A 6,646-nucleotide genomic window follows, 5' to 3' on the forward strand; every position below is an offset into this window, starting at 1 on the left:
GACGAGACGATGGTCAGGTCCACGCCCTTCCAGTTGCCCGGACGGATCGTGCCGCCGTACACGTAGATGCCCGGCACGTTCATGCGCGCCAAGCCGATCATGCCGCCGGGCATGTTCTTGTCGCAGCCGCCGATCACGACCACGCCGTCCATCCACTGGCCTTGCACGGCCGTTTCGATACAGTCGGCGATCACTTCGCGCGACACGAGCGAATACTTCATGCCTTCGGTGCCCATCGACATGCCGTCGGAAATCGTCGGCGTGCCGAAGATCTGCGGATTGGCGTCCGACTTGCGGATGGATTCGACGGCGGCGTCCGCCAGCTTTTGCAGGCCCGAATTGCACGGCGTGATGGTGGAGTGACCGTTCGCGATGCCGATCATCGGTTTGTCGAAGTCTTCTTCCTTGTAGCCGAGGGCGTAATACATCGAGCGGTTCGGGGAACGCGCGACGCCTTGCGTGATGTTTTTCGAGCGGCGATTGAAGGCCATGTGGGGGCTCCTTGAGGATTTTTTTGTCTGGTCGCGAAAGGATGAAGCTTGTGCGAACGCGTGTCCAATATATTATTCAGGGTCTACTAAGTCGCGGAAGGTATCAGTGGAAACGCGAAACATCGAACTCAGATTGTTGCGGTATTTTGTGACGGTTGCCGAGGAAATGCACTTTGGGCGGGCGGCCGGACGGCTTGCGATGACCCAGCCGCCGTTGTCGCAGGCCATTCGCTCGCTCGAGGAGATGCTCGGCGTGGCGTTGTTCGTGCGGACCAAGCGCTCGGTCGAGCTGACGCCCGTCGGCAAGGATTTGCTGCCGGAGGTGCGGCGGCTGCTGGCCGGCGCCGACGCGCTGCGGCCGCTCGCGCAGTCGCTTGCGCGGGGCGAGGCGGGGGTTTTATCGCTGGCGTTCGTTTCCACCGCCGATTACGGCCTCTTGCCTTTGCTGCTGCGCGATTTCGGCGCGCGATACCCTGGCGTGCGGCTGCAACTCGTGGAAGCGACCAGCGACGTGCAGGTGGAAGAGCTGGTGGCGGGGCGCATAGATGCCGGTCTGGTCATTCCGCCGCTGCCGCCGCGTCACGCGGTGGCGTTGTCGTACTTGCCGATCGCGCGGGAACCACTCGTCATCGCGATGTCGAGCGATGCCGCCGCCGAACTGGACCTGGGCGCCGATGAATGGTCGGATACGCCCGTAAGCCTCCACCAGCTCGCCGACGCCCCGCTCGTCGTCTTTCCGCGGCGTCTCGCGCCGGATTTCTATGACATGATCATGGGCTGCTACGGCGCCGCCGGCCTGATGCCGCGCATTGGGCAGGAGGCCATCCAGATGCAGACCATCGTCAGTTTGGTGTCCGCTGGAATGGGCGTCGCGCTCGTGCCGCAATCGCTGCGTCATCTGCGAAGGACCGGAGTGGTGTATCGTCCGTTGCTCGAATCCGGGCCGGTCGTCGAGACGGGTCTGATGTGGCGCGCGGCGGAGGTCAGCCCGGTGCTCGCCGGTTTTATCGATATAGTGCGCGCTCATGCGGCCACCGTGCCCGCGCTGCCGTGACTCCTACACGTACATAGAAACATGCTCATTCACCCGAACTTCGATCCGATTGCCATTCATCTCGGCCCGCTCGCCGTGCGCTGGTATGGCCTCATGTATTTGCTGGCGTTCATTCAATGCATTGTGATCGGACGGATCAGGCTGCGGTTGCCTTACGTGTCGGCGCAGGGCTGGACCACGAAAGACATCGACGACATCCTGTTCTACGGCGTGCTCGGCACCATTCTCGGCGGCCGGCTGGGTTACGTGGTGTTCTACAAATCGAGTTTCTATCTCGCGCATCCGCTCGATATCTTCAAGGTATGGGAAGGCGGCATGTCCTTTCACGGCGGCATGCTCGGCGTGATCACCGCCATGATCCTGTTCGCGTGGCAACGCAAGCGGACGTGGCTGCAGGTCACCGACTTCGTCGCTCCCATGGTGCCGCTCGGCCTTGCCGCGGGACGTTTCGGCAATTTCATCAACGGTGAGTTGTGGGGGCGTGTGACGAACCCGAACGCGCCGTGGGCGATGCTCTTCCAGAACGCGTCCCCTGATGACGCCATCTGGCTGCAAAAGCATCCCGACCTCGACGCGCAATGGCATCTGCGGGAAATTTTCGATCGATACCAGATGCTGCCGCGCCATCCGTCGCAGTTGTATGAGATTGCGCTGGAGGGTTTTGCGTTGTTTATCGTGATGTGGCTGATGTCGAGAAAGCAGCGGCCGGTCGGTGCGATTTCGGCGGTGTTTCTGATTGGTTACGGTATCGCGCGATTTACGGTGGAGTTCGCTCGCGAGCCGGATGACTACCTGGGGTTGCTGGCCGCGAATCTCTCGATGGGGCAGTGGCTTTCATTGCCGATGATCATCGTGGGAATTGGAATGCTGGTCTGGTCTTACAAGCGGGGACGTATGGTGCCTTCTGACCCGGCGAAGGTTTCCTGAGCAGCAAATCGATTCGTGGAAAATGAAAAGCCTCGCGTAAAAGCGAGGCTTTTCATGCCGAGGCGGCAAAAGTGCTTAACGATTCATCTGCACCGAACCCGACACATTCACCGTCACGGTCGACGTACCCGCTTCCAGCGCCATTGGCGCGGCCATCTTCGCGTCCGCGTTCATGCTTCGGGCGGCCATCATCATGACCGGTCTCGGCGATGACCCGTTATGCCCGATATTCACTTCACGAATCGCATAACCGCTGTACCCGAACGCCTGCGATGAAGCCTGCGCCTGCTGCTTGAACGAAGCGATCGCGCGCGTGGAAAGCTTCTGCTCCGCCTCGCGCTGCGCCTCGGGCGACAACGAGAACGTGACGCTGCCCACCTGCATGGCGTCGCTCATCTTGCCGGCGAGCTTGGTTGCTGCCGTGAAGTCCTTCGATTCCAGCACGACTTCCGTGCGGCCGCGCCATGCGGAGATGCGGCCATCGCGATCGGTCGATGGATAGACCGTGAACGCGCCGCTATGTGCCGTCACGTTATCGACACCCTTCGCCATGCGCAACGCGGCATCGGCGCGCTGATTCAGCACGCTTGTCAGCGACCCCGCGTCCTTCGCTTCCTGCTCGTAGAAGAGCGTGATATCGACGACATCCTGAGGCACGTCCTCGCTCGCCTGCGCCGCCAGCGACAACACGCCGGACGGTTGTGCCTGGGTGACGGAGCTTTGCGCGAACGCGTTCTGCGCCATGGCAGCGCCTGCAATAAGCGCGATGGCGGCAAGTGCCGAAGTGGTATTTTTCTTTGTCATCGTTTAACTCCGTAAGCATGAGTGCACGTCAATGTGACCGTTGCTTAGGCGACGATGGCGCTCGCGAAGTTCCCTTCAACCGAGTTACAAAAGATGTTCGGTGATAAAGCGCCATTGCGCTTCGGTGACAGGTGTGATCGATAACCGATTGCCGCGCGCAAGCACCTGCATATCCGCAAGCTCCGCGTGTTCGCGCAGCGTCGAGAGGGGAATAAGCGGTGTTTTCCTGACGAAGTGGACATCGACGAGAAGCCAGCGCGGCTTGTCCTGCGATGACTTCGGATCGAAGTAAGGACTCGACGAATCGAATTGCGTGGGATCGGGATAAGCCGCCGACGATACCTTCGCAATCCCCGCGATACCCGGTTGCGGGCAACTCGAGTGATAGAACAGCACGCCGTCGCCGAGCTCCATGCCGTCACGCATGAAGTTGCGCGCCTGATAATTGCGCACGCCGGTCCAGGGCAAGGTTTTTTTCGGAGCGTGAGCGAGATGGTCGATGCTCGCTTCGTCCGGTTCCGACTTCATCAGCCAGTAGCGCATGAACGTCGCCCGCAAAATGTGTGCGCCGCGTCAATGTTCGCAGCGCACACGATACAAAAGAAAACGGCATCGGAAAAAATCCGACGCCGTTAGCTTGATCAACCTGTTGCTTGCAGCTTCACGTCTAAAAAACGCATGCTGCAGAATGAGGTCCCCGCCCAAGCCGCTAGGCCGGCATCCTGAACCTGGGTTCAAGATTGGTCGCAGTAAGCAGCACCTTGGGCTCATCAGACAGAGTGACGCGCTCGCCAGTGCTACAAGATCCCACAACCGTGCACAATGGCATTGGTTCAAGGAATATATGACCTTGGCAAACCAGGCAGGGAACAATCACTGTACACCAATCGCCCCGCCGATGCAGCACTGATACGGGAAAACTTTATGTCAGTCGCAACACAATAACGTTCGGGACACGGCGCGCGCAGCGTTAGCAAACATATACGCAAGCATGGCCATTGCGAATTACTGCGCTTCGTATTGTGAAATCACGACGCCGAGTTGTTCGTTCATTTGATGCATCGTGCGGCGGATCTCTTCGGCGGGGAACGCTTCGCCGTGACGCACGCTGCTTTGCAGCTTGAGCAATTCCGAAGCAAGCGACAACGCCGCCATCACCGCAATCCGGTCCGTGCCGCGCACGCTGCTTGCATTGCGCACCTTCGACATTTCCGCATCCACTCGTGCGACCGCTTCACGCAGCGCAGCTTCGGTTTCCGGTGAGCAGGCGAGCCGGTACGGCGCGCCGAGAATGGATACCTCGATCTGCTTGGTCGTCATGCCTTTTCTCCGTGATGGTGTGATTCCTCATGCAACGCGCCGTTCGCCGCTTCGGCGGTGTCCGGTTCGCTGCTGGCATCGGGAGGCAAAAGGGCAAGCTGGTTATCCGGCTCGGGCGCGTTTTTCGCACGCGGCAATTTTTCGAGGATTGCGTTGAGGCGAACCTGTGCATCGTCGATTTTCGCCGATAACGAATCGCGCTCCCCCACCAGGGCGTCGCGCTCTTCACGCACGTTGGCAAGTTCCTGCTGCGCGAGCGCAAACTCCGAGCGCAACTGGTCGAGTTGCTGGGAGAGAGCGTCATGCGCTTGATGATGCCGTTCGCTGATTTTGATCAGCCGGCCAATATTTTGTGACAGTGATTCGAGTTCGTTGAGCATGTGCTGCGTCCTCTTAAGACCTCGCATTTTAGCGCGCTTCGCTGGCGCTTCAGAAATTTGGTTCGTTTCCAGACGTAACAGCAGTTTGAAGTCAATGCATCGGCGCGAGCCTTTATTCGTAAGGGGAAATGATTTATCGAGTTGTTTATCGACAGTTTTTAACGCTGGCTCGATGGCTCGCTTATCGGCTCGCGGAACGACTTTTGAACGTCTCTGAAAGTACCCCTTCAATTCCGTTTGAACGTTACCGGTACGACCAGAATGCAGGTGAATCGAATGCTCGCGCGACTGCATGATCCTGCTTTCTTGACGGGTCCCGGTGCCGCTCTTAAACTCGCGGCACCTTGGTGCTCGCGCATGCCCGATCCGGCATGCGCAGTTAAACGGGAAGCAGGAAGCAACGTCCGCCCGGACCGCGCCAACCTGCGCTGCCCCCGCAACGGTAAGCGACCGCAACGCAAGTTGCAAGCCGGTTCCACGCGTGACGTCCGCCCATTCTACGACTCGATACCGCTCGAATGGCCCGGACAGCACGCTCATGCCACTGCGCCTTTCGCGCGGGAAGGCGGGCCGATATGTCGCCAGCCCGGATACCGGCCTCGGGGAGAGCGCGGCCTCGCGGCTGCGCTCGTCACGCATGGACCTGCGGGGAGCGGGTCGCGCATGCCTTTACCGGATCTTCCTGCAATCATGGCTTCACCTATTGCCCGCGCCGTCCTGCTGGTTTTCGGCAGTTTACCCGTTGTTGCGAACGCTCAGTCCTCGACCAGTTCCTCAGGATCTCCCAGCGAGCCCGTCACGCTCGCGCCTGTCGTGGTGACCACCACCCGCGCGCCGCAAAAGCTCGCGGATTCCATCGCGCAGACGACGCTCTTCGACCAGCAGGATATCGCCGATTCCAATGCTACCGATGTCGCCGGTCTCCTCGCACTTGCGCCCGGCGTGCAGATCACGCGCAACGGCGGTCCGGGTTCAAGCGCGGGATTGTTCCTGCGCGGCGCGTCGTCGGCGCAATCGCTCGTGTTGATCGACGGCGTGCGTGTCGAGTCGGCCGGACTAGGCGCGGCCCAACTGTCGCAACTCATGCTCGATCAGATCGACCACGTGGAAGTGGTCAACGGCAATGTGTCGGCGCTTTATGGATCGAACGCGGTGGGCGGCGTCGTGCAGATCTTCACGAAGGATGGCGGCAATCATCCGCCGCGCTTCAACTTCGAGACCGAGGTGGGCAGTTATCACACGCAGCGCCAGCAGGTCGGTGCGAACGGCGCGCTCGATAAAGACGGCCGCACCACGTTCAACGTGACGCTCTCGCGCGAGAAGACCGACGGGTTTTCATCGATCGATCCTTCGACCTCGCCGAATGTGAATCCGAACGCGAACGGGTATTTGAACGAGAGCGTGTCGGCGACGTTGCGTCATCAGTTCAGCGACAAATGGGACGCGGGCGTGCGCTTTTTGCAGTCGAACGGTATCAACAGTTTCGACAGCGCCTACGGCCTGCCCACCGACGACAACGAATCGCACAACCGCGTGCGTTCCACTTCGGTCTTTGCAAACGGCAAGATCACCGACAACTGGACCACGCACTTCACCGTGGCGCAGGGTCAGGATCGCGCGGACACGCAGTTGAACGGCGTCTACAACAGCAAGTTCAATTCGGAGAACCG

8 protein-coding genes, 1 other RNA gene and 1 riboswitch are annotated in these 6,646 nt (G+C 60.1%); of the genes, 3 read left to right on the top strand and 6 right to left on the bottom strand.

Annotated features, from left to right (window positions below; all coding sequences use genetic code 11):
- The coding region (locus ACFFAR_RS20895; protein WP_375508381.1) for a dihydroxy-acid dehydratase at positions 1-491 on the bottom strand (491 nt) is incomplete at its 3' end.
- 166 nt (positions 492-657) lie between these two features.
- Here ACFFAR_RS20895 and ACFFAR_RS20900 point away from each other — a divergent pair.
- Complete coding sequence (locus ACFFAR_RS20900; protein ID WP_375508382.1) at positions 658-1,545, top strand: LysR family transcriptional regulator; 888 nt, start codon at positions 658-660, stop codon at positions 1,543-1,545.
- A 21-nt stretch (positions 1,546-1,566) separates the two neighbouring features.
- Positions 1,567-2,472, top strand: a complete 906-nt coding sequence (lgt, locus tag ACFFAR_RS20905) for a prolipoprotein diacylglyceryl transferase (RefSeq protein WP_061998766.1) — start codon at positions 1,567-1,569, stop codon at positions 2,470-2,472.
- Between the two features lie 75 nt (positions 2,473-2,547).
- On the opposite strand, the gene ACFFAR_RS20910 is transcribed toward lgt, so the two are convergent.
- The 5 genes from ACFFAR_RS20910 to ACFFAR_RS20930 form a co-directional block, all read right to left on the bottom strand.
- Complete coding sequence (locus ACFFAR_RS20910) at positions 2,548-3,276, bottom strand: SIMPL domain-containing protein (RefSeq protein WP_062169462.1); 729 nt, start codon at positions 3,274-3,276, stop codon at positions 2,548-2,550.
- 84 nt (positions 3,277-3,360) lie between these two features.
- Positions 3,361-3,819, bottom strand: a complete 459-nt coding sequence (locus ACFFAR_RS20915) for an EVE domain-containing protein (protein ID WP_062169463.1) — start codon at positions 3,817-3,819, stop codon at positions 3,361-3,363.
- 147 nt (positions 3,820-3,966) lie between these two features.
- A non-coding RNA gene (ssrS, locus tag ACFFAR_RS20920) (6S RNA) lies at positions 3,967-4,148 on the bottom strand.
- Positions 4,149-4,281: 133 nt separating this feature from the next.
- On the bottom strand, positions 4,282-4,596 hold the full coding sequence (locus tag ACFFAR_RS20925) for a cell division protein ZapA (RefSeq protein WP_056351781.1): 315 nt from the start codon (positions 4,594-4,596) through the stop codon (positions 4,282-4,284).
- Positions 4,593-4,976 (bottom strand): ATPase, encoded by a 384-nt coding sequence (locus ACFFAR_RS20930; RefSeq protein WP_174365462.1) that lies wholly within the window; start codon positions 4,974-4,976, stop codon positions 4,593-4,595. Before ACFFAR_RS20930 ends, ACFFAR_RS20925 begins: the two co-directional genes overlap by 4 nt.
- Before the next feature lie 328 nt (positions 4,977-5,304).
- Positions 5,305-5,593: riboswitch (cobalamin riboswitch) on the top strand.
- 46 nt (positions 5,594-5,639) lie between these two features.
- On the opposite strand from ACFFAR_RS20930, the gene ACFFAR_RS20935 reads away from it, so the two are divergent.
- Positions 5,640-6,646, top strand: a 1,007-nt coding sequence (locus tag ACFFAR_RS20935; protein ID WP_174365461.1) for a TonB-dependent receptor plug domain-containing protein, incomplete at its 3' end; no start/stop codon positions are given.

Source organism: uncultured Caballeronia sp., assembly GCF_964243625.1.
In the GTDB taxonomy this organism is placed as follows: domain Bacteria; phylum Pseudomonadota; class Gammaproteobacteria; order Burkholderiales; family Burkholderiaceae; genus Caballeronia.

Coding starts and splice junctions, on each gene's coding strand:
- ACFFAR_RS20900 (WP_375508382.1), top strand. CDS start 658: ATGCACTTTGGGCGGGCGGCCGGACGGCTTGCGATGACCCAGCCGCCG.
- lgt (WP_061998766.1), top strand. CDS start 1,567: ATGCTCATTCACCCGAACTTCGATCCGATTGCCATTCATCTCGGCCCG.
- ACFFAR_RS20910 (WP_062169462.1), bottom strand. CDS start 3,276: ATGACAAAGAAAAATACCACTTCGGCACTTGCCGCCATCGCGCTTATT.
- ACFFAR_RS20915 (WP_062169463.1), bottom strand. CDS start 3,819: ATGCGCTACTGGCTGATGAAGTCGGAACCGGACGAAGCGAGCATCGAC.
- ACFFAR_RS20925 (WP_056351781.1), bottom strand. CDS start 4,596: ATGACGACCAAGCAGATCGAGGTATCCATTCTCGGCGCGCCGTACCGG.
- ACFFAR_RS20930 (WP_174365462.1), bottom strand. CDS start 4,976: ATGCTCAACGAACTCGAATCACTGTCACAAAATATTGGCCGGCTGATC.